Raw genomic sequence first — 20,958 nt, forward strand, 5'->3', positions numbered from 1 at the left:
ACGCCGCTTAGGGCGTGCGTCAGTGCACCCCCAGCACCGATTCCACCACTCCAGCCATCCCGGCCTCGCCCCGCGCGTTCGGGTGCAGCGCCGCGGCGGAGGACGTCGGAACCACGCCCTCGACCCACTTGACATCCGAGTTCGCGCAGACGTCGTGGCCCTTGCTGGGCTCGGCCGTGTCCGCGAAACCGGCGTCGTGGGACTTGGCCTGGTCCGACAGCGCGTCGTTGAGCTTCCCGAGCGCGTCCCGCAGGTACGCCACATCGCCGGAGCCCAACGGCAGGACTGGCCAGCAGCCGTCCCCGTCCGGGAGGACCGTCGGGTAGCCGACGACCACCACCCGCGCCTTCGGGGCCTTCTTGCGGATCTGATCGAGCGCGCTGCCGACGTTCTTCGCGGCTTCGCTGATGCGGTCGGCCAGCTGGTCCTTGCCGCCCGCGGTGAGCCGGTCTTTGCACGGCGAGGCGTTCTCGTGGGCGGTCACGCAGGTCTGCGCCAGTGAGATGAAGCCCACATCGTTGCCGCCGATGCCGAGGGTGACGAGCGTCGTGTCCGCGGTGACCGAATTGAACTGCGGCGGGTTCGAGCCATTGCGCGTCGACTGGGTGTCGGTCAAGTCGTCCGTGGTCGCGCCGCTGCAGCTGACGTCCACGAACTTCGCCGGCTTCAGCTTCGCGGACACCAGGTGCGGATAGTTGTTGTCCGAGCGCGCGCATCCGGCCGGCGAACCCGACTGCTTCCCGGTGCGCGGTGCCGACGTGTACGAGTCCCCGAGCGCGACGTACCGGCCGCTGCCGCCGCCGGTGTCCGCGCCGGAGGGCGGTGCGGCCGACGAGTCGTGCTTCGACTTGTAGTAGCCGACGGCGAGCAGCGCCCCCACGACAACGAGGACGAGCAACCCGCATCCACCGCTCTTGTTAGCCCCCACCTGACCGTTCTACCGGTCCCGCCCCTCGCCGACGACCCGCTTACGGGTGATCACTCAAAGACAGCACCGTGCAGTTCGCCGGCCAGCTCCAGCGCGTGCGGGACGGTTTCGGCCACATAGTGCAGATCGACCAGCGCTTCGGTGATGCCGTCCGCTTCGGCGGCCTTCAGCTGAGCTGCGACGTCCCCGATGGTCGCGATGGCCGAACCCGGCGTCGGGTTGATCCGCAGCACCCGGCGCAGCGACTCCGGATCCCGGCCCGCCTTCTCCGCGGATTCGACCACCACCGCCCACTTCTGGCGCAGCATCGGGATCGGCAGCCCGGCGGGCAGCCAGCCGTCGGCGATCCGGCCGACGCGCCGCAGCGCCGCGTCCGACGCCCCGCCCAGCAGCACCGGCGGACCCGGCTGCTGCATCGGACGCAGGCCGATCAGCGAGTCCGGGATGTCCCAGCGTTCGCTCTGGTGCCCGGCCGGATCCGCGGTCCACAGCGTCCGCAGCACCTGGACCAGTTCGGCCAGCCGCGCGCCGCGGTGCTCCCACGGCACCCCGGCGGCGATGTACTCGTCGCGGAGCCAGCTGAGCCCGAGCCCGACGTCGAGCCGGCCGCCGGACAGCAGGTCCAGCGACGTCAGGGAGCGCGCCAGCAGCACCGGCGAGTAGAGCGGGCCGTTGAGGGTGCTCGACCCCAGCCGCGCGGTCTCGGTCGAGTTCGCGGCGATGGTGAGCGCCAGGAGAGGGTCGACGAAGCGGACGAACTCCGGCGGATACGGCCGTTCGGGTGTTCCGGACGGGTAATAGGTCTTGGGGGCGACTGGAGTCAGGACCCGGTCGCCGACCCACAGCGAGGCGAAGCCGATGCGCTCGGCTTCGGTGGCGAAGCCGGCGATGGCGGAGGGGTCGGCGAGCTTGCCGTACTGCGGCAGCGCGAGCCCAAGTCGTAAAGCGGTCACCGGTTCTCCTGTGTTCGATTGCCACGGCTCCGCCGTGGCGGCGAGATCGCCGGGAGGCCGATTTCTTCCCTCCCGATTCGCTCGGCCTGGGGGCCGAGTGAATCGCTCAGTCCAGAAATCGGCGCGATCTCGCGGTCTTGGGTTGCTTGGGGGGTAAAGAAGATCATCTCTGATCGGGTTGGTCTTGGCTTCCTGGTGGGGAAATATGCGGCGGCTTCGGCGATTTCGCTTGCCTCGCCTGGAATCCGGGGTGGTCGCGAAGCCGGGCGGTCCGGCCGGCGGAGGGCGGGTCGTCGGCGGCTTTGCGATTAATCGGATTACCGGGCACGGGCTTATATTGGCACGATCGGGTGATCTTCGCCGCGTGTTCTGGGGTGCTGTCCGATGGGTCCGGAACGGCCGTCTCCGGGGTGCCGCGAGACCGTCGCGGGGGCTCGAGGGGGCTGGGTTGCAAGGCAACATCCGGCTTGCCGTAGACTTCGGAACTCGGAACGCACTACGGTCATCCCCGCCGGATGGTGGGGACGATGGAATGCGTCCTCCGGAGCCAGGGTGACCGGGCTCCACAGGGGTGTAGCTCAATTGGCAGAGCAGCGGTCTCCAAAACCGCAGGTTGCAGGTTCAAGTCCTGTCACCCCTGCGTACGGGAACTGGTGGAGCGGAGGAGTGGTCGTGAGCGACAGCGACGCCAGCGGCGAGCACGAGCAGGACGATTCGGGCAAGCGGCCCGGAGTCGAATCCCGCCCGGTGTCCGCCGCGGCTCGGCGCGAACGCCGCGCTTCCGCTCGGCCGGCAGGCAAGTCCGAGGCACGGCCGGGCTCGACCCGTCCGTCCGGCAAGGCGGGCGACAAGGTCGCGAAGCCCGCCGACGCCAAGGGCGCGCCGACCCCCAAGCGGGACCGGAAGGCGAAGAAGGCCTCGGTGTTCGCCCGGTTCACGCGGTTCATCCGCGAGGTCTGGGCCGAACTGCGCAAGGTCATCTGGCCCAACCGCAAGCAGATGGTCACCTACACCGCGGTCGTGCTGGTGTTCGTGGTGTTCATGGTGGCCCTCGTGAGCGGCCTCGATCTCGGCTTCAAGGAGCTGGTCGGGCTGGTCTTCGGCTGACGCCCGAAAGGGCGCGCCACCGCGCTGGCCGGGCCCCGGTCCGGCCCGGCAAGTGATCAACTGAGAGGACGGAACGTGACCTCCGACAACGGCACCGAAGCCGGTCGCGACCTGACCGAGCTTTCCGACGAGCAGGTGCAGACGGCACCCGGCGACGAGGAGTCCGCCGAGTCCGTCGAGGTGCCCGTCGCCGAGGACGAGGTCGCCGCCGCCACCGACGAGTCCGACGTCGCCGAGGATTCGGCCGACGACGCCGAGGCCGACGTGACCGAGCCCGCCCCCGAGGCGGACGACCCGGTCGCCGCGCTGCGCGCCGAGCTCAAGGCCGCGCCGGGCGAGTGGTACGTCGTGCACTCGTACGCCGGTTACGAGAACAAGGTCAAGACCAACCTCGAGACGCGTACCCAGACCCTGGACGTCGAGGACTACATCTTCCAGATCGAGGTTCCGACCGAAGAGGTCACCGAGATCAAGAACGGCCAGCGCAAGCAGGTGCAGCGCAAGGTGCTGCCCGGCTACATCCTGGTCCGGATGGATCTCAACGACCAGTCGTGGAGCGCGGTGCGCAACACCCCGGGCGTCACCGGGTTCGTCGGGGCCACCTCGCGGCCGTCGCCGCTGACCGTGGACGAGGTGCTGAAGTTCCTCGCCCCGCAGGTCGAGAAGGAAGCCCCGGCCAAGGCAGCCAAGGGCGGCGAGTCCGCCGCGGCCGCCACGTCCGGCGGGCCCACCGTCGAGGTCGACTTCGAGGTCGGCGAGTCGGTCACCGTCATGGACGGCCCGTTCGCCACGCTGCCCGCCACGATCTCCGAGGTCAACGTCGACGGGCAGAAGCTGAAGGTCCTGGTGTCGATCTTCGGCCGGGAGACCCCGGTCGAGCTCTCGTTCAGCCAGGTCTCCAAGATCTGACGGCCGGGCCATCCCGGTCGGCAGTCCCCGCGTACTGGCAGGTGTGCGGGGGACTCACGTCAGTTAAGAAGGACACAAGGTAATGCCACCCAAGAAGAAGAAGCTTGCGGCGATCATCAAGCTGCAGATCAAGGCGGGTGCGGCCAACCCCGCGCCGCCGGTCGGCCCGGCGCTGGGTCAGCACGGCGTCAACATCATGGAGTTCTGCAAGGCCTACAACGCCGCGACCGAGTCGCAGCGCGGGGACGTCGTCCCGGTCGAGATCTCCGTCTACGAGGACCGGTCGTTCGACTTCAAGCTGAAGACGCCGCCGGCCGCCAAGCTGCTGCTCAAGGCCGCGGGCGTGGAGAAGGGCTCCGGCGAGCCGCACAAGACCAAGGTCGCCAAGGTCACCTGGGACCAGGTCCGCGAGATCGCGAAGACCAAGGAGACCGACCTCAACGCGCACGACATCGACCAGGCCGCGAAGATCATCGCCGGCACTGCTCGCTCGATGGGCATCACGGTCGAGTAATGCCGCCGCGACGGAGTCGCGGCAGTTGAGCACGAGTGGGAGAGCCAGGTGCTGGCTCTGCAAAACCACACTGATCCACTGACTTACTAAGGACAGAAGCATGACCAAGCACAGCAAGGCCTACCGTCAGGCCAGCGAGCTGATCGACAAGGCGCGGCTGTACGCGCCGCTCGAGGCCGCGAAGCTGGCGAAGGAGACCTCCAAGACGAAGATGGACGCGACCGTCGAGGTCGCGATGCGTCTCGGGGTCGACCCGCGCAAGGCCGACCAGATGGTCCGCGGCACCGTGAACCTGCCGCACGGCACCGGTAAGACCGCCCGTGTCATCGTTTTCGCCGTCGGCGACAAGGCCGCTGAGGCCGAAGCCGCCGGCGCGGACGCGGTCGGTACCGACGAACTGATCGAGCGCATCCAGGGTGGCTGGCTCGACTTCGACGCCGCGATCGCGACGCCGGACCAGATGGCCAAGGTGGGCCGCATCGCCCGCATCCTCGGCCCGCGCGGCCTCATGCCGAACCCGAAGACCGGCACGGTGACCCCCGCGGTCGAGAAGGCCGTGAAGGACATCAAGGGCGGCAAGATCAACTTCCGCGTCGACAAGCAGGCGAACCTGCACCTGGTGATCGGCAAGGCGTCGTTCGACACCGAGAAGCTGGTGGAGAACTACGCGGCCGCGCTGGACGAGATCCTGCGCGCCAAGCCGTCGTCGGCGAAGGGCCGCTACGTCAAGAAGATCACCTTCACCACGACGATGGGCCCGGGCATCCCGGTCGACCCGGCGCGGACCCGCAACCTCCTCGCCGAGGACTCGGCGGTCTGAGTCGCACATCACGCGAAAGGGTGGTCACGCTTCGTGCGTGACCACCCTTTTTTCGTGTCTCATGGACCTATGCCAACGACGTTCCTCGCCCCCGACGGGCTCCAGCTGAGCTACACCGTCTGGGAGGGCGACGGACGGCACCGGCGGCCCGTCGTGCTGCACCACGGTTTCGCCGCCGACTCCCAGGTGAACTGGGTCAACCCCGGGGTCGTGGACGCGCTGGTCAAGGCGGGCTTCACGGTGATCGCGCTGGACGCGCGCGGGCACGGCGAGTCGGAGAAGCCGCACGACCCGGCGGCCTACGGCGAGGACATCATGGCCGCGGACCTGACCGCGCTGTTCGACGAACTCGGCCTCGAAGAGGTCTGCTTGGCGGGCTATTCGATGGGCGCGATCGTCTCGCTGCTGGTGGCTACGCGTGACCGGCGCGTCCGCTGCCTCGCGGTCGGCGGGGTCGGGGCGGGAATCGTGGACTTCGGCGGAGTGGACGCCCGGGTGGTCAACCGGAGCCAGATCGCGGCCGGGCTGCTGGCCGAGGACCGGTCGGAAGTGCCGTCGGCGGCGCGCCCGTTCCGCCGGCTGGCCCGCCGCGCGGGCGCGGACGTCGAGGCGCTGGCCGCGGTCATGCACGCGACCCCGCACGGCCCGATGCGGCTGACGAACCTGTCGGCGGCGACGCTGATCCTGGCCGGGGAGTCGGACGAACTCGCGACGCAGCCGGAACGCCTCGCCGCGGGCATCGCGGGCGCGCGACTGGTGCGGGTCCCGGGGAACCACATGGAAGCGGTGGCACACCCGGCGTTCGCGGCGTCGTTGGTGGATTTCTTCGCGTACTCGGACACGGGGGAGACCCGGTTGCCGATCAGTTCGCCTGCCTGACGGTCAGCCTGGGGTGGAGGTCGCCGTCGGCGGCCCGCACTTCTCCGGGCCGGGCGAGTGGCCGGTGATCAGCCATTGCCCCATTTCGACCTGGGTCACCTGGAACACTCCCAGTGCCGGGCCGCCGCTGATGGCGAACTGGCAGGAGTCGATCGTGAGGGTGCCGGACTGCGGCTGTCCAGAGAGATATGAGGGGATCGAGTTCTCCCCGTAAGCCCGCACGCTGGTGACCTTCGCGTGCAGCGCCTCGACGGCCGCGCGGCAGTCGGGCTGGCCGACGTCCTGGGCGAACTTGCTCTGGATGTCCTTCCCGCCGTCGGCTTGGAACCTGCCGCAGGCATCCTTGACCACGTTCTGGGCGACGTTTTGATAGACCATCCGGACGGCTTCGTACGGACTCTTCGAATACACGTGGTTCGTGTGATAGAGCCCGCCGCCCTCGGCGGCGATCTGGGCTGAGGTTTTGCCGTCGTCGCTGGGGAAGATCTGGTGGTAGCCCCAGTTGATCAGGATGCCAAGGATGACCAGGGCGATCACCCAGCCCAGGATCTTCCCGCCAAGCCGCTTCACCCAGCGCGGCACCGGGCGGCGGTTGCGTGGCGGCTCCTCGTACGCGGTCAGCGCGCCCGGCTGGTTCGGCGGGGCTGGCGGTTGACCGCCGGCGAGCGGCTGTGGCTGGCGGTTGCCGACGGGGACCAGGCCCGCGTCCGGTTGCGGGGCCGGTTCGGTGCCCTGCTGGGACTGGGTGAACCGCAGATACTCCTGGAATCGCTGGAATTCCTGGAACTGGCGCAGTTGCTCGGGATCCAGCTGGGGCTCGCCCGAACCGCTCGGCTGCGGGAGATTCGGCGCGGCAGACCGCGGCTCGTTCGCGGCAGGCGGAGCGGGCGTTCGCGGTGCGACCTCGGCCCCGCCGGGCTGAGGCAGTGCGGGCGGCAGTGCGGGCGGCAGTGCGGGCGGCTGCGCCGAGGATCCGCCCGGACCGTCTTCCGGCTTTCCGTGATCACGCTGTTCCGCCACGTCACCAATGATGCCCGCTCCGCCGCGATTTCCCGAGACTGCCCCGGTTCTCGCAGCTCAGCCAGGGGGTGCCCGCGAACGCCGCGAAGCCCTCCCGTATGCTGGTCGACGGTTCTACCAAAGACCGCTGGTTTTCTCCGGATCTCCGGGGAGCGAAGGTTCCGCAGTACGGCGGACGGCCTGCGCAGGAGGAACGAGGCTTTCACCCCGGTCGCGAGACTGGGCAACGCCCCGCGTCTGCTGCGCGTGGGCGTTTTTGTCGTTCTAGGGCGCCTCCGCTTGAGCCAGTGGTGACACTAGCCAAGAGAGGAGGCGACCATGGCGAAGCCCGACAAGGTGGCGGCCGTCGCCGAGATCGCGGAGAGCTTCCGCAGCAGCTCGGCCACCGTCGTTACCCAGTACACCGGCCTCTCCGTGACTCAGCTGTCCCAGCTGCGCCGCGCTCTCGGCACCAGTGCCAAGTACCGGGTCGCGAAGAACACCCTCGTCAAGCGTGCCGCCGAGGACGCTGGTCTCGAGGGCGTCGAGGACCTGTTCGTCGGCCCGACCGCGATCGCCTTCGTGCAGGGCGAGGCAGTCGACGCCGCGAAGGCACTTCGCGACTTCGCGAAGGACAACAACGCGCTTGTCATCAAGGGCGGCTACATGGACGGCCGCGCGCTGTCCGTGGACGAGATCTCCAAGATCGCTGATCTCGACAGCCGTGAGGTGCTGCTCTCCAAGGCGGCGGGCGCGTTCAAGGCGAAGCTTTCCCAGGCCGCCGCGCTGTTCCAGGCGCCGGCGTCCCAGGTTGCCCGCCTGGCTGCCGCGCTGGAGGAGAAGCATCGCAACGCCACCGGTACCGAAGCAGCCGAAGCACCCGCCGAGAGCTGAACCACCCCACCCCGAACGTTTTAGTTCGTTTTTCTGAGAGGAAGCCATCATGGCGAAGCTGAGCACCGCCGAGCTGATCGACGCCTTCAAGGAGCTGACCCTCCTCGAGCTGTCGGACTTCGTGAAGGAGTTCGAAGAGGTCTTCGACGTCACCGCCGCCGCCCCGGCCGCCGTTGTCGCGGCCGCCCCGGGTGCCGCGCCCGCCGAGGCCGCCGCGGAGCAGGACGAGTTCGACGTCGTCCTCGACTCGGCCGGCGACAAGAAGATCCAGGTCATCAAGGTCGTCCGCGAGGTCGTCTCCGGTCTGGGCCTGAAGGAGGCCAAGGAGCTGGTCGAGGCCGCTCCGAAGGCGCTCCTGGAGAAGGTCGACAAGGAGGCCGCCGAGGCCGCCAAGGAGAAGCTCGAGGCCGCTGGCGCCAAGATCTCCATCAAGTGATCCCGGGCGCGCGAGCGCCTGCTTCACCTCGAAAGGGGCGGACACCCGACACGGGTGCCCGCCCTTTTTGCTGTCCGGGGACAAAAAGACGCACAGTCGCCGACCCGGACCGGGAGTGCCCTCGTTCAGGCGAACAAATCGGTCACGCGACGGTCACGGGTCACCCCCTGTTTGCCGCGTTTCCGCCGGTTAACCCGTCAGGGTGAGCGCCGGTCGGCCATCTGGATCTGCGCCCGAACGTGACGTGCACTACCGTGCTGCCAGCGGTCGCCGTACTGGATCCCCGTCGCGTGAGGTGTGCACGGGGGCTGGCCAGAGAACAAAACTGGTGAGTAACCTGTTCGCGCTCAGCTCGTTGCACCTGGTTGAAGCGGAGTTCGCCGCGCGAGCTCCGCCGCTGCCAGCGGTGACGGGGCGGCGGTGCGCGACGACGCGGAACAGCTCCTGGAGGTGCGATGGGTGCCGAGGTGGTCATCGAAGGTCTGACGAAGTCCTTCGGAAAGCAGACCATCTGGCGGGACGTGACGCTGACCCTGCCTCCCGGCGAGGTCTCGGCGATGCTCGGCCCGTCCGGAACCGGCAAGTCCGTGTTCCTGAAGTCGATGATCGGACTGCTCAAGCCGGACCGCGGACGCTGCGTCATCAACGGCGTCGACATCGTCACCTGCTCCGAGCACAAGCTGTACGAGATCCGGAAGCTCTTCGGCGTCCTGTTCCAGGACGGCGCGCTGTTCGGCTCGATGAACCTCTTCGACAACGTCGCCTTCCCGCTGCGGGAGCACACGAAGAAGTCCGAGACCGAGATCCGCCGGATCGTGCTCGACAAGCTCGAGATCACCGGTCTGGCCGGTGCGGACAAGAAGCTCCCCGGCGAGATCTCCGGCGGTATGCGCAAGCGCGCCGGCCTCGCCCGCGCCCTCGTGCTCGACCCGGAGATCATCCTGGTCGACGAGCCGGACTCCGGTCTCGACCCGGTCCGCACGACCTACATCTCGCAGCTCTTCCTGGACGTCAACGCCCAGATCGACGCGACATTCCTGATCGTGTCGCACAACATCAACCTCGCCCGCACGGTGCCGGACAATCTCGGCATGCTGTTCCGCAAGGAACTCGTCATGTTCGGCCCGCGCGAGGTGCTGCTGACCAGCGACGAACCGGTGGTCGAGCAGTTCCTCAACGGCCGCAAGCTCGGCCCGATCGGCATGTCCGAGGAGAAGGACAGCGCCCAGATGGCCCGCGAGCAGGCCGAGGCCGAGGCGGGCCACGGCGACGTGCTCAACGAGGACGTGCGCGGCGTCGTGCCGCAGATGCAGGTCAGCCCGGGCGTGCCGGAGCGCGGCGGGGCCAAGCGCCGGATGGACCGCGTGATGCGGATCCTGCACACGCTTCCGGCGGCGGCCCAGGAGGGGATCATCGAATCCCTCACGCCCGAGCAGCAGCGGCACTACAACGTGCGGCCCAACCCCGGCGCGTTCCACCACCAGGCGGGCCCCGAACAGACCCAGCAGCTGCCGCCGGTCAGCGCACCGGGTCCGGTGCCGAACCAGCACCAGGGACAGCTTCCCGCCGACCAGGTCGCGCGCATTCCGGGCGCGGACCGCCGGTCGCCCCGGCACGGGCAGGGTGGCGCGTGACCACCACCTCGGCCAAGATCCCCGGCTACGGAATGCTGCGGGAGACCGGGAACCTGTTCGCGCTCGGCCTCGACATCATCCGCGGCATCTTCCAGCGCCCGTTCCAGTTCCGCGAGTTCATCCAGCAGGCCTGGTTCGTCGCGAGCGTGACGATCCTGCCGACCGCGCTCGTCGCGATCCCCTTCGGCGCGGTCATCTCGCTGCAGTTCGGCGCGCTCGCCCGCCAGCTCGGCGCGCAGTCCTACACCGGTGCCGGTTCGGTGCTGGCGACCGTGCAGCAGGCCAGTCCGCTGGTCACCGCGCTGCTGGTGGCCGGCGCGGGCGGCAGCGCGGTCTGCGCCGATATCGGCGCGCGGACCATCCGCGAGGAGATCGACGCGATGGAGGTGCTGGGCGTCTCCGCGGTCCAGCGCCTGATCGTGCCCCGCACGCTCGCCATGATGCTCGTCGCGCTCCTGCTCAACGGCATGGTCAGCGTCATCGGCGTGCTCGGCGGCTACTTCTTCAACGTCGTGCTCCAGGGCGGCACCCCCGGTGCCTACTTGTCCAGCTTCTCCGCGCTCGCGCAGCTGCCCGACCTCTGGGTCGGCGAGATTAAGGCGCTGATCTTCGGCTTCATCGCCGCTGTCGTGGCGGCTTATCGCGGCCTGCACCCGAGCGGCGGCCCGAAGGGCGTCGGCGACGCGGTGAACCAGTCGGTGGTCATCACGTTCCTGCTGCTTTTCGTCGTGAACTTCGTGATCACGCTGATCTACCTGCAGCTCGTGCCCGGAAAGCTGGACTGACCATGACGTTCCTTTCGGGGGCGAAGCGGATCGCCAACCGCCCGCTGGAGACCCTGGACACGCTCGGCGACCAGATGTCGTTCTACGGCCGGGCTCTGCTGTGGACGCCGCGCACGCTTCGCCGCTACACCAAGGAAGTGCTGCGGCTGCTGGCCGAGGTGAGCTTCGGCTCCGGCTCGCTCGCGGTCATCGGCGGCACGGTCGGCGTGATGGTCGGCCTGACGCTGTTCACCGGTGTCCTCGTCGGCCTGCAGGGCTACTCGGCGCTGAACTCGATCGGCACCTCGGCCTTCACCGGCTTCCTCACCGCGTTCTTCAACACCCGCGAGATCGCGCCGCTGGTGGCCGGGCTCGCGCTGTCGGCGACGGTCGGCGCGGGCTTCACCGCGCAGCTCGGCGCGATGCGGATCTCCGAGGAGATCGACGCGCTCGAGGTGATGGGCGTGCCGAGCCTCCCGTACCTGGTGACCACGCGGATCATCGCCGGGTTCGTGGCCGTGATCCCGCTGTACGTGATCGGCCTGCTGAGCTCGTACCTCGCCTCGCGGCTGGTCGTTATCTATATCTACGGACAATCCGCGGGTACCTACGACCATTACTTCGACCTGTTCCTACCACCGCAAGACGTGCTCTATTCGTTCATCAAGGTGCTGATCTTCAGCGTTTTGATCATTCTTTCGCACTGCTACTTCGGGTACCGGGCCAGCGGCGGGCCCGCCGGGGTGGGCGTGGCCGTCGGCCGCGCGGTGCGGCTTTCCATCGTCACGGTTTCGGTCGTGAACTTCTTCATCGGTTTCGCGATTTGGGGAACCGACGTCACGGTGAGGATTGCGGGATGACCACACTACGGCGCAGGTTGCTCGGCCTGCTGCTGGTGGCGGTGCTCGTCGGCGGGATCGCGCTCAGCATCGCGATGTACGACAAGGCGTTCAGCAAGTTCGTCACCGTGAAGCTCGACGCGGGCAGCATCGGCAACCAATTGCTCAAGCAGTCGGACGTGAAGGTCCGCGGTTTGATCGTCGGTTCGGTGGAGGACATCAAGGCCACCGACAACGGCGCGGAACTGACGCTGGCGATGGACCCGGAGTCGGTGAAGCTGATTCCGCAGAACGTTTCCGCGCGATTCCTGCCGAAGACGTTGTTCGGCGAACGTTATGTGTCGCTGGAGATTCCGAAGGACCCGTCGGGCAAGACGCTTTCCCAGGGCGACGTGATCACCCAGGACCGGACGTCGAGCGCGATCGAACTGGAGCAGGCGCTGGAGCACCTGATGCCGGTGCTGCAGGCGGTCCAGCCGCAGAAGCTGTCCAGCACGCTCACCGCGATCTCGACCGCGTTGCAGGGCCGGGGCAAACCGCTCGGCGAGACGCTTTCGCAGCTCGGCCAGTACATCGGCGACCTGAACCCGCACGAGCCGGAACTGCAGCACAACCTGCGGGCGCTCGCGGAGTTCTCCGGCCACCTGAGCAACGCGACGCCGGATCTGGTGCAGAGCCTGGACAACCTGAGCACGACCACCCGCACCGTGGTGGCCGAGCAGGGGAACCTGTCGAGCCTCTACGGCAACCTCACCACGGCGTCGCAGGACCTGCAGTCCTTCCTGGAAGCGAACTCGCAGAACCTCATCAGCCTCGCCAGCACCGCGCGCCCGACCGCCGAACTGCTCGCCAAGTACTCGCCGGAATACCCGTGCGTGCTGAAGCAGATGGCGAAGGTCGTGCCGGTCGCGGACGCGGCGCTGGGCAAGTACAACGGCAAGCCCGGCCTGAACGCCACCATCGAGGTCGTCGTGAACCGCGGGCCGTACAAGCCGGGCGAGGAACCGAGGTTCGAGGACAAGCGCGGTCCGCGCTGCTACGACCTCAACCCCGCGCCGGACCCGTTCCCGCAGCAGCCGCCGGACGGTCCGTTCAAGGACGGCACCAAACAGGGCGCGGCTCCGAAGACCGTCGGCGAGGGCCTGAACCCGGCCAACTTCAAGGCGGACGCGGTCGGGGCCAACGGCGGCGGATCCCCGGGCGGCAACCCGGTCAACACCGCGGCGGAGAACAACTTCCTCGCCGCGCTGGTCAGCCCGGAGATGGGGATTTCGCAGGGCCAGTTCCCCGGCTGGGGTTCGCTGCTCGTCGGCCCGCTCTACCGGGGCACGGAGGTGACGGTCAAGTGAGGGGACTCGCCGCACCGCTGATCAAGCTGACCATCTTCGTGGTGGTCACGGTGCTGTTCACGACCGTGCTCGGCATCAGCATCGCGAACATCAACACCACCAGCACCAGCGCCTACTCCGCGCGGTTCACCGACGCCACGCTCCTGCTGCCGAACGACGACGTGCGCATCGCGGGCGTCCGCGTCGGCCAGGTCAAGGACGTGAAGATCGTCGACAAGCGCCAGGCGCAGGTGGACTTCGAGGTCGACTCGGGACGCAAGCTCCCGGCGGGCGTCACCGCGCAGATCAAGTTCCGTAACCTGGTCGGCCAGCGCTACGTCTCCCTCGGCGAGGGCGACGACACCAGCGGCGCGACGCTCAAGCCGGGCGATTCCATCCCGCTCGAGCGCACCACGCCCGCGCTGGACCTGACCGAACTGTTCAACGGCTTCAAGCCGCTGTTCACCGCGCTGAACCCGAGCGACGTGAACAAGCTGTCGTACGAGGTCATCCAGGTCCTGCAGGGCGAGGGCGGCACGGTGCAGAGCCTGCTTTCGCACACCGCCTCGCTGGCCACCACGATCGCGAACAAGGACCAGGTGATCGGCGAGGTCATCGACAACCTCAACTCGGTTCTCGACACGGTCAACCAGCACACCCCGCAGCTCAACGACCTGATCGTGAAGCTGCAGCAGCTGGTGTCCGGACTCGCCGCGGACCGCAAGCCGATCGGCGACGCGATCGAGGGGCTGGGCAACCTGGCCACCACGACCGCCGGGCTGCTGACCGACGCGCGGGCTCCGCTGAAGGACGACATCGCCGCTCTTGGCAAGCTCACCACGAACCTGAACCAGAACGAACCGCTCGTCGAGCACTTCATCCAGTTCATGCCGAAGAAGGTCAGCGCGCTCACCCGCACCGCCGACTACGGCTCGTGGTTCAACTTCTACGCGTGCGAGATGACGGGGACGGTCGGCGCGCCGCCGCTGCTGCCGAACACGAACTTCACGCTCTTGCCGACGAACCGGGACAGGTGCAAGGGATGAAGTCCTTCCAGAAACGCAATCCGATCCCGATCGCGCTGGTCGGCATCGCGGTCATGGCGCTCGGCCTCGTCGCCGCGATGAACTCCGAGGACCTGCCGGTGATCGGCGGCGGCACCACCTACAGCGCGGACTTCTCCGAAGCGGCCGGGCTGCAGAAGGACAACGACGTGCGGATCGCCGGCGTGAAGGTCGGCAAGGTGTCCGACATCAAGCTGGACGGCGCGTCGGTCAAGGTGTCGTTCAAGGTCAAGGACGCCTGGATGGGCGACAAGACCACGGCGGCGATCAAGATCAAGACGCTGCTCGGCCAGAAGTACCTCGCGCTCGACCCGCAGGGCAACGGCAACCTCGACCCCGGCGCGCCGATCCCGCGCGACCGCACGATGTCGCCGTATGACGTGCTCGACGCGTTCCGCGGCCTGTCGCAGACGGTCGACGCGATCGACACGAACCAGCTGTCGAAGAGCTTCGAGGCGATCACCCAGACGTTCTCGAACACCCCGCAGGACGTGAAGGGCGCGCTGTCCGGGCTGTCGAAGCTGTCGGACACGATCGCCAAGCGCGATTCGCAGCTGGCGAACCTGCTGGCCAACACGCGCCAGGTGTCGCAGACGCTGGTCGACCGCGACGCCGAGGTGCAGAAGCTGATCACCGACGGCAACCAGCTGCTGGACGAGATCGGCAAGCGCGAGCAGGCGATCAAGACGCTGCTCGACGGTTCGAAGCGGCTTTCGACGCAGTTGCAGGGCCTGGTCGACGACAACGACGGCCAGCTGAACCCGGTGCTCACCCAGCTCGACCAGCTCACGTCGATGCTGCAGCGCAACCAGGACTCGCTGGCGCAGGGGATCCAGAAGTTCGCCCCGTTCATCCGGGTCTTCAACAACACGATCGGCACCGGGCACTGGTTCGACAACTACATCTGCGGCCTGGTGCTTCCCTCGGTAGGCCCGCTCAATCCGGAGGGGTGCAACTCCAAATGACCGACACCCGCTTCGGCCAGTCGCTCACCCGCGGCTTCACGATCGCGATCGTCCTCGCGCTCGTGGTCGCGGGCGCGCTCTGGTGGACCCTCAAGGACGCCGGCCGCAACCATCTGACCGCGTACTTCGCCGGTGCTGTCGGCCTCTACGAGGGCAACAGCGTCCGGATGCTCGGCGTGGACATGGGCACGGTGACCAAGATCCAGCCGATGGGCAACCAGGTCCGGGTCGACCTCGAATACGACCGCTCGGTCGCGGTGCCCGCCGACGCCAAGGCGCTCATCGTGGCCCCGTCGCTGGTCAGCGACCGCTACATCCAGCTCGCCCCGGCCTACACCGGCGGCCCGCGGATCTCCGACGGCGCGACGATCGGCCTCGACCGCACCGAGGTGCCGCTGGAGGTCGACCAGCTCGCCGCAAGCCTGGCGAAGGTCAGCGAGACGCTGGGACCGAACGGGGCCAACAAGAACGGCTCGCTCTCGGACCTGCTGAACACCGCGGCGAACAACCTCGACGGCAACGGCAAGGCGCTGCACGACACGATCACCAAGCTCGGGCAGGCCTCCGGCACGCTGGCGGGCAACAAGGACGATCTCTTCCAGACGGTGCAGAACCTCGGCAAGTTCTCCCAGTCGCTCGCCAACAGCGACGGACAGGTGCGCCAGTTCGAGAGCCAGCTCGCCGACGTGAGCGGATTCCTGGCCGGGGAGAAGGACAATCTCGCCCAGACCGTGCAGCAGCTCGGCACCACGCTGCAGTCGGTGCAGGGCTTCATCGAACGCAACCGCGGCCGGTTGAAGTCCAATGTGGACAAACTGGCCAGCGTGACCAAGGTGCTGGTGGACCAGCGCAGCTCGCTCGCCGAGATCCTCGACGTCGCGCCGGTCGCGCTGTCCAACATCGTCGGCGTCTACAACGGCTCGTCCGGCACGCTCGACGCGCGGCCGAACCTCAACGAGCTGACCGCGCCGCCGCTGGTGATGGTCTGCAGCCTGCTCAAGCAGACCTCGGTGACCAAGCAGCTGCTCGGCAACGCCTGCGACGGCATCGCGAAGGTGGTCGACGGCGTGGTTCCGCTCCCGTCCACCGCGCAGGTGCTCCAGGCGATGCAGAACGGCCAGATGCCGCCGCTGCCGCTCCCGCTGCAGGGCCAGGTCTACGGGACGCAGGGGAGCTGACGTGAAGCGACTGACGAAGTTCGCCGCGGGCGGGGCGCTCACCACGGTGACCGCGCTCGTGCTGAGCGGCTGCGCGTTCAACGGCGTCTACGACGTCCCGCTTCCCGGCGGGGCCGACCTCGGCAGCCACCCGTACACGCTGAAGATCCAGTTCAAGGACGTGCTCGACCTCGTCCCGCAGTCCGGGGTGAAGGTCAACGAGGTGCCGGTCGGGCAGGTCAAGGCGATCGGGCTGACGCCGGACGGCTGGCACGCCGAGGTGACCGTCGAGGTCAACGGCGACGTCAAGCTGCCGGCCAACGCGATGGCCAACGTGAAGCAGTCGAGCCTGCTCGGCGAGAAGTACGTGGAGCTGGCCTCGCCGGGCGGCACCGAGGCGACCGGGCAGCTGGCGAACGGGGCGACCATCCCGCTCGCGCGCACCGGCCGCGACGTCCAGGTCGAGGAGGTGCTCGGCGCGCTGTCCCTGCTGCTCAACGGCGGCGGCGTGGAGCAGCTCAACACGATCACCAAGGAACTCAACAACGCCACCGCCGGCCGTGAGCCGGACATCAAGGCGCTGCTGGCCAACGCGAACGAGCTGGTCACCAACCTCGACAACCAGTCGGCCAACATCACCCGCGCGCTCGACGGGCTGAACCGGCTGTCCATGACCCTGCGGGACCAGAAGGACAAGCTGGTCGGCGCGGTCGACAACCTCGGGCCCGGGCTCGGGGTGCTGGAGCAGCAGCGCGGCCAGCTGGTGACCATGCTGAACGCGCTCAACAACCTCTCCGGCGTCGCGACCGACACGGTGAACAAGAGCAAGGCGGACCTGGTGGCCGACCTGAAGGCGCTCACGCCGACGCTGCAGAAGCTCGGCGAGGCGGGCAGCGACCTGCCGAAGGCGCTGGAGATCCTGCTGACCTATCCGTTCACCGACCAGGCCTACAACGACGTCAAGGGCGACTACTTCAACCTGTTCGCCAAGGTCGACCTGAACCTGAAGAACGTCATCGACAACCTCGGCCGCAGCAGGCAGAACGGGCTGAACGGGTTGCTCCCGGTTCCCGGGCTGACCGGCGGCGTCGAGGGCACGCCGGCGAACCAGCCGCCGCCGTTGTCGTTCCCGGGCAGCCAGCCCGCGCCGCAGCAACAGGCCCCGTCCTCGACCGGTGGCCAGGGCGGCGGACAGCCGGCGCAAGGCGGGTTGTCCGGCCTGTTCGGGGTGCTTTCCGGAGGTGCTGGCTGATGTTGCTGCGCAGGACGAAAATCCAGCTGGTGCTGTTCGCGATCATCTCGGTCGTGGCGATCGTGTACGCGCTGATCCGCTTCGCCGGCCTCGGCACGGTGTTCGGCAGCAGCGGCTACACGGTGAAGCTGCAGCTCAACGAATCCGGCGGGATCTTCACCAACGCCGAGGTGACCTACCGGGGCTTCAACGTCGGCCGCGTCGGGCAGCTGCGGCTGACCCAGACCGGGCTCGAAGCCGACCTGAACATCGACCCGTCGGCCCCGCGCGTGCCGTCCGACCTCGACGCGGTGATCGCCAACCGGTCCGCGGTCGGCGAGCAGTACGTCGATCTGCGGCCGAAGAACGACCAGGGCCCCTACCTCGCGGGCGGCTCGGTGATCCCGGCCGCGCGCACGAGCACCCCGGTCAGCACCGACCGGCTGCTCGGCGACCTCGACTCGCTGTCGGCCTCGGTGCCGACCGACGCGCTGCGCAAGGTCGTCGACGAGTCCTACGACGCCTTCCGCGGCACCGGCGGCGACCTGCAGAAACTGATGGACACCGCGCGCAGCTTCACCACCACCGCGCAGCAGTACCTGCCGCAGACCGTGCAGCTGCTGCAGGCCGGCGGCAAGGTGCTGGACACGCAGAACGACGAGGCGTCGAACTTCGCGTCCTTCTCCAAGAGCCTCAACCAGCTCAGCGGGACGCTCAAGAACTCCGACGGCGACCTGCGCAAGCTGATCGGCGTCACCCCGCAGGTGGCGACCCAGATCAGCCAGGTGGTCAAGGACACCGGGCCCGGTCTCGGCGCGCTGACCGCGAACCTGCTGACGACGGCCAACCTGACCGTGACCCGGCTGGACGGCCTCGAACAGGGCCTGGTGACCTATCCGGCACTGGCGGCCGCCGCGCCGTCGGTGGCCCCCGGCGACGGGACCGCGCACCTCGGCCTGGTGCTGAACCTGTTCAACCCGCCGTCGTGCACGAAGGGCTATCTGCCCTACAGCCAGTACCGTCCGGGCTCGGACACCTCGTACCGTCCGGAGGCCGACAAGGCCTACTGCGCCGAGCCGAAGGGCAGCCCGATCAACGTCCGGGGTTCCCAGAACGCGCCCTACAACGGCGTGCCGGTGCAGCCGTCGCAGCAGGACATCGCGGCCAACCAGAACCGGCCGGCGCAGGAACTGCAGGAGATGCGCGACTCGCAGGTGCCCGGTGTCGTCGGCAGCCCCGGGGTCTCGCTGAACAGCCTCGGCGCGCTGCTCGGGGTCGGCTGACCGGGATTTGATGACTGTTACCTACTCTGGAGTGTTATGAGTGCCGAGCACGCGGTCGCCGAGGAAGAGGTGACCGCTGATACGCCCGAACCGGCAACGGCGGTGGCGGCGCAGGAAAAGTGGACGCTTCCCGGATCGCCGCGCGTCTGGCTGCTCGGGTCCGGGGCGTTCGCCCTCGCCGCGCTGGTGGTGGCGATTGTGTTCGGGATCATGTGGCTGGTCGCGGAGCTGGACGGCGACCGGGACCTGGCCTCGGCTCGCGACGACGTGCTCAAGGACGGTTCCGCCGCGGTGCTGGCCTACACCCAGGTCGACTACCAGCACCTCGACGACTACTTCGCCAAGCAGAAGTCGGTCTCCAGCGACGACATGGCCAAGCAGATCGCGCAGGCCCAGCCGAACTACTCGAAGGCGCTGACCGACCAGAAGGTCAAGGTCACCACCACGATCCAGGACATCGCGGTCGAGGAGCTCAACGATCACGACGGCAAGGCCAGCTTCCTGGCCGCGATCAGCACGGACACCTCGGCAGGCGGCAAGAACGCCACCAAGGCGCTGCGGCTCGAGGTCCAGATGACCCGGGTCGGCGGCGACTGGAAGCTGTCCGGGATCGACCAAGTGCCGCTCGTCGCCGCCGGCCAGTAGCTTCACCCGCAGATCGGAGTTCCGCAGTGCCCCCCTCCCGTCGCCAGCCACCGCGCAGCAGCACGCCACCGGCCCGCAGGCCGAAGGTCGCCGGGCTGCGCAAGCCGTCGGACCCGGCGGAGCCGGCGGCCTCGCCCAAGCCGCGCCCCCGGCCGCGGCCGCTCCCCGACGCGGATCCGGCCGAGGTGACCCAGGAACTGCGGATCCCGCGCGGCGGGCTGGTGCGCCCGGCCGAGCCGGATACTGAGCCCGCGGAGTCCGAGCCCGCCGCGGTCGGGGAAGACACCGTCGAAGCCGCTGAACCGGAAGCCGGGGAAGCCGAGGTCGCCGGGGTCAGCAAGGACGCTCCGGCCGAAGAGGTCGACGCGCTCACCGGCGAGACGGTCGACGAGGAACCGGCCCGGCCGAGCCCGCGCCGGAAGAAGCGGGACACCGGTTCGGCGAAGCCCTCGGACGTCGAGGAAGCCGAGACCAAGGCACGGGCCAAAGACGACGAGGACGCTGAGCTCCCGGCCCAGCGGTCCGTGGTCAGCCGCAACACCGTGCGGGTAGCGCTGCTGCTGGTGGTCGGACTGGCGCTGGTCGCCGCGGCGGTCATCTTCCAGGTCAAGGGCTCCGACGCGGCCGATTCGACGAGCAACCGCGCGGTGCTCGACGTGGCGAAGACCGCGCAGGTGAAGGACCAGGTCTCGAAGGCGGTCGAGACGCTGTTCTCCTACGACTTCAACAACATCAAGAAGACCGAGGACGCGGCCAACCAGCTGCTCGCGACCGATCAGGTCAAGACGAGCTACAACGCGCTGATGGGCCAGGTCAAGAAGCTCGCGCCGCAGCAGAAGGTGGTCGTGACCTGCAAGGTCACCCGCAGCGCGGTGATCCGGCTGAACGGCGATCTGGCCCGGGTGATGCTGTTCATCGACCAGACGTCGACGCGCGCGGACACCAAGCAGACCGCCGCCGGCACGGCGCAGATGCACGTGGACGCCCAGCTGCAGGGCGACACCTGGAAGATCACCGACATGGACACCTACAAGGCCGCCGCACCGGCCGCCGGCGCTCCCGCGCCGTCCGCACCGGCCTCGGCCCCGCCGTCCAAGTAAGACAGTCCTAGGCAGACGTCACGGCCCGTTCCCGGAAGCTCCGGGGGCGGGCCGTTGTCACGAGCGTCGCCGGGTCAGGGACCGGAAAGCCGTCCGGAGCGGCTCCTGCTTCAGCTCGTCCGGGGTTTCCGGCGGCGTCAGGGGTTCCGGGCCGGTCGCGGCCAGCTGGTCCAGGAGAGCGACTGTGAGCCCGTCCAGCTCGGCGCGCAGCACGGACAGGTCGGGTCCGCCCTCGGGCCGGTCGCCGGGATGCTCGGTCCAGTGCGCGTAGAGCCGGTGCTGGACCTGCTTGCTGGCGGCGATCTGGTCGGAGAGCACTCCGGCGGCGAGACCCGGGTCGAGGCCGATTTCGCGGGCCAGCGCCCGGACGCGGGCCAGCTCCCGCTGCTCGCGGACGGGATCGTCGACCGGCCGCCCGGCCCCGAACTTCGCGGCGGCGACCTGCTCGCTGATCGCCAGTCTGCGCAGGACCAGCGCGGAAAGCGAGGCGTCGGGTTCCGGCATCGTGC

At 68.6% G+C, this 20,958-nt stretch carries 22 protein-coding genes and 1 tRNA gene; 19 read left to right on the plus strand and 4 right to left on the minus strand.

Going from position 1 to position 20,958, the window contains the following annotated elements:
• Positions 1–19: 19 nt before the first annotated feature.
• Together ACZ7SW_RS24265 and ACZ7SW_RS24270 are read right to left on the minus strand one after the other, a co-directional pair.
• The gene (locus ACZ7SW_RS24265) at positions 20–928 is read right to left on the minus strand and encodes an SGNH/GDSL hydrolase family protein (protein WP_470232682.1); all 909 of its coding nucleotides are present in this window, start codon (positions 926–928) and stop codon (positions 20–22) included.
• Between the two features lie 50 nt (positions 929–978).
• Positions 979–1,881: a TIGR03619 family F420-dependent LLM class oxidoreductase gene (locus ACZ7SW_RS24270; RefSeq protein WP_470232683.1), complete on the minus strand. Its 903-nt coding sequence runs from the start codon at positions 1,879–1,881 to the stop codon at positions 979–981.
• Positions 1,882–2,448: 567 nt separating this feature from the next.
• On the opposite strand from ACZ7SW_RS24270, the gene ACZ7SW_RS24275 reads away from it, so the two are divergent.
• The 6 genes from ACZ7SW_RS24275 to ACZ7SW_RS24300 all read left to right on the plus strand — a co-directional run bounded on the left by ACZ7SW_RS24275 (position 2,449) and on the right by ACZ7SW_RS24300 (position 6,110).
• Positions 2,449–2,521, plus strand: a tRNA-Trp gene (locus tag ACZ7SW_RS24275).
• Between the two features lie 32 nt (positions 2,522–2,553).
• Positions 2,554–2,988 (plus strand): preprotein translocase subunit SecE, encoded by a 435-nt coding sequence (secE, locus tag ACZ7SW_RS24280; protein WP_182890308.1) that lies wholly within the window; start codon positions 2,554–2,556, stop codon positions 2,986–2,988.
• 75 nt (positions 2,989–3,063) lie between these two features.
• Entirely contained in the window at positions 3,064–3,897 is an 834-nt protein-coding gene (gene nusG, locus ACZ7SW_RS24285) for a transcription termination/antitermination protein NusG (protein WP_470232684.1), read from the plus strand.
• A gap of 82 nt (positions 3,898–3,979) precedes the next feature.
• Positions 3,980–4,411, plus strand: coding sequence for a 50S ribosomal protein L11 (gene rplK / locus ACZ7SW_RS24290; protein ID WP_037360170.1), 432 nt, complete (start codon positions 3,980–3,982; stop codon positions 4,409–4,411).
• Positions 4,412–4,511: 100 nt separating this feature from the next.
• Complete coding sequence (gene rplA, locus ACZ7SW_RS24295; protein WP_020662835.1) at positions 4,512–5,231, plus strand: 50S ribosomal protein L1; 720 nt, start codon at positions 4,512–4,514, stop codon at positions 5,229–5,231.
• Between the two features lie 69 nt (positions 5,232–5,300).
• Complete coding sequence (locus tag ACZ7SW_RS24300; protein WP_470232685.1) at positions 5,301–6,110, plus strand: alpha/beta fold hydrolase; 810 nt, start codon at positions 5,301–5,303, stop codon at positions 6,108–6,110.
• Positions 6,111–6,113: 3 nt separating this feature from the next.
• Here the strand turns inward: ACZ7SW_RS24300 and ACZ7SW_RS24305 are convergent, their stop codons facing one another.
• Positions 6,114–7,130, minus strand: coding sequence for a hypothetical protein (locus ACZ7SW_RS24305; protein ID WP_470232686.1), 1,017 nt, complete (start codon positions 7,128–7,130; stop codon positions 6,114–6,116).
• Positions 7,131–7,448: 318 nt separating this feature from the next.
• On the opposite strand from ACZ7SW_RS24305, the gene rplJ reads away from it, so the two are divergent.
• The 13 genes from rplJ to ACZ7SW_RS24370 all read left to right on the plus strand — a co-directional run bounded on the left by rplJ (position 7,449) and on the right by ACZ7SW_RS24370 (position 20,449).
• Positions 7,449–8,003, plus strand: coding sequence for a 50S ribosomal protein L10 (gene rplJ / locus ACZ7SW_RS24310; RefSeq protein ID WP_470232687.1), 555 nt, complete (start codon positions 7,449–7,451; stop codon positions 8,001–8,003).
• Between the two features lie 49 nt (positions 8,004–8,052).
• Positions 8,053–8,439, plus strand: coding sequence for a 50S ribosomal protein L7/L12 (rplL, locus tag ACZ7SW_RS24315; protein WP_354740573.1), 387 nt, complete (start codon positions 8,053–8,055; stop codon positions 8,437–8,439).
• Positions 8,440–8,894: 455 nt separating this feature from the next.
• Positions 8,895–10,073, plus strand: a complete 1,179-nt coding sequence (locus ACZ7SW_RS24320; protein WP_470232688.1) for an ABC transporter ATP-binding protein — start codon at positions 8,895–8,897, stop codon at positions 10,071–10,073.
• A gap of 32 nt (positions 10,074–10,105) precedes the next feature.
• Positions 10,106–10,858, plus strand: a complete 753-nt coding sequence (locus ACZ7SW_RS24325; RefSeq protein ID WP_051165981.1) for an MlaE family ABC transporter permease — start codon at positions 10,106–10,108, stop codon at positions 10,856–10,858.
• 2 nt (positions 10,859–10,860) lie between these two features.
• The gene (locus ACZ7SW_RS24330) at positions 10,861–11,697 is read left to right on the plus strand and encodes an MlaE family ABC transporter permease (protein WP_037360186.1); all 837 of its coding nucleotides are present in this window, start codon (positions 10,861–10,863) and stop codon (positions 11,695–11,697) included.
• The gene (locus tag ACZ7SW_RS24335; RefSeq protein WP_470232689.1) at positions 11,694–13,025 is read left to right on the plus strand and encodes an MCE family protein; all 1,332 of its coding nucleotides are present in this window, start codon (positions 11,694–11,696) and stop codon (positions 13,023–13,025) included. Before ACZ7SW_RS24330 ends, ACZ7SW_RS24335 begins: the two co-directional genes overlap by 4 nt.
• A complete protein-coding gene (locus tag ACZ7SW_RS24340) occupies positions 13,022–14,050 on the plus strand; it encodes an MCE family protein (RefSeq protein WP_470232690.1) in 1,029 nt (342 codons plus the stop codon). The genes ACZ7SW_RS24335 and ACZ7SW_RS24340 overlap by 4 nt, the downstream gene beginning before the upstream one ends.
• Positions 14,047–15,033 carry an MCE family protein gene (locus tag ACZ7SW_RS24345; RefSeq protein ID WP_470232691.1) on the plus strand — a complete coding sequence of 329 codons (987 nt, stop codon included), beginning with the start codon at positions 14,047–14,049 and terminating at the stop codon, positions 15,031–15,033. The genes ACZ7SW_RS24340 and ACZ7SW_RS24345 overlap by 4 nt, the downstream gene beginning before the upstream one ends.
• On the plus strand, positions 15,030–16,211 hold the full coding sequence (locus ACZ7SW_RS24350; RefSeq protein WP_470232692.1) for an MCE family protein: 1,182 nt from the start codon (positions 15,030–15,032) through the stop codon (positions 16,209–16,211). The genes ACZ7SW_RS24345 and ACZ7SW_RS24350 overlap by 4 nt, the downstream gene beginning before the upstream one ends.
• Before the next feature lie 10 nt (positions 16,212–16,221).
• A complete protein-coding gene (locus tag ACZ7SW_RS24355) occupies positions 16,222–17,442 on the plus strand; it encodes an MCE family protein (RefSeq protein WP_470232859.1) in 1,221 nt (406 codons plus the stop codon).
• Positions 17,442–18,704 (plus strand): MCE family protein, encoded by a 1,263-nt coding sequence (locus ACZ7SW_RS24360; protein WP_470232693.1) that lies wholly within the window; start codon positions 17,442–17,444, stop codon positions 18,702–18,704. Before ACZ7SW_RS24355 ends, ACZ7SW_RS24360 begins: the two co-directional genes overlap by 1 nt.
• Positions 18,705–18,740: 36 nt before the next feature.
• Positions 18,741–19,349 (plus strand): hypothetical protein, encoded by a 609-nt coding sequence (locus tag ACZ7SW_RS24365; protein WP_470232694.1) that lies wholly within the window; start codon positions 18,741–18,743, stop codon positions 19,347–19,349.
• Between the two features lie 26 nt (positions 19,350–19,375).
• Positions 19,376–20,449 (plus strand): VirB8 family type IV secretion system protein, encoded by a 1,074-nt coding sequence (locus ACZ7SW_RS24370; RefSeq protein ID WP_470232695.1) that lies wholly within the window; start codon positions 19,376–19,378, stop codon positions 20,447–20,449.
• Between the two features lie 57 nt (positions 20,450–20,506).
• Here the strand turns inward: ACZ7SW_RS24370 and aroQ are convergent, their stop codons facing one another.
• The gene (gene aroQ / locus ACZ7SW_RS24375) at positions 20,507–20,953 is read right to left on the minus strand and encodes a gamma subclass chorismate mutase AroQ (RefSeq protein ID WP_470232696.1); all 447 of its coding nucleotides are present in this window, start codon (positions 20,951–20,953) and stop codon (positions 20,507–20,509) included.
• Between the last annotated feature and the right edge of the window lie 5 nt (positions 20,954–20,958).

This window comes from Amycolatopsis sp. NPDC114484 (assembly GCF_055633755.1).

Coding starts and splice junctions, on each gene's coding strand:
- rplK (WP_037360170.1), top strand. CDS start 3,980: ATGCCACCCAAGAAGAAGAAGCTTGCGGCGATCATCAAGCTGCAGATC.
- rplA (WP_020662835.1), top strand. CDS start 4,512: ATGACCAAGCACAGCAAGGCCTACCGTCAGGCCAGCGAGCTGATCGAC.
- ACZ7SW_RS24300 (WP_470232685.1), top strand. CDS start 5,301: ATGCCAACGACGTTCCTCGCCCCCGACGGGCTCCAGCTGAGCTACACC.
- rplJ (WP_470232687.1), top strand. CDS start 7,449: ATGGCGAAGCCCGACAAGGTGGCGGCCGTCGCCGAGATCGCGGAGAGC.
- rplL (WP_354740573.1), top strand. CDS start 8,053: ATGGCGAAGCTGAGCACCGCCGAGCTGATCGACGCCTTCAAGGAGCTG.
- ACZ7SW_RS24320 (WP_470232688.1), top strand. CDS start 8,895: ATGGGTGCCGAGGTGGTCATCGAAGGTCTGACGAAGTCCTTCGGAAAG.
- ACZ7SW_RS24325 (WP_051165981.1), top strand. CDS start 10,106: ATGCTGCGGGAGACCGGGAACCTGTTCGCGCTCGGCCTCGACATCATC.
- ACZ7SW_RS24330 (WP_037360186.1), top strand. CDS start 10,861: ATGACGTTCCTTTCGGGGGCGAAGCGGATCGCCAACCGCCCGCTGGAG.
- ACZ7SW_RS24335 (WP_470232689.1), top strand. CDS start 11,694: ATGACCACACTACGGCGCAGGTTGCTCGGCCTGCTGCTGGTGGCGGTG.
- ACZ7SW_RS24345 (WP_470232691.1), top strand. CDS start 14,047: ATGAAGTCCTTCCAGAAACGCAATCCGATCCCGATCGCGCTGGTCGGC.
- ACZ7SW_RS24350 (WP_470232692.1), top strand. CDS start 15,030: ATGACCGACACCCGCTTCGGCCAGTCGCTCACCCGCGGCTTCACGATC.
- ACZ7SW_RS24360 (WP_470232693.1), top strand. CDS start 17,442: ATGTTGCTGCGCAGGACGAAAATCCAGCTGGTGCTGTTCGCGATCATC.
- ACZ7SW_RS24365 (WP_470232694.1), top strand. CDS start 18,741: ATGAGTGCCGAGCACGCGGTCGCCGAGGAAGAGGTGACCGCTGATACG.
- aroQ (WP_470232696.1), bottom strand. CDS start 20,953: ATGCCGGAACCCGACGCCTCGCTTTCCGCGCTGGTCCTGCGCAGACTG.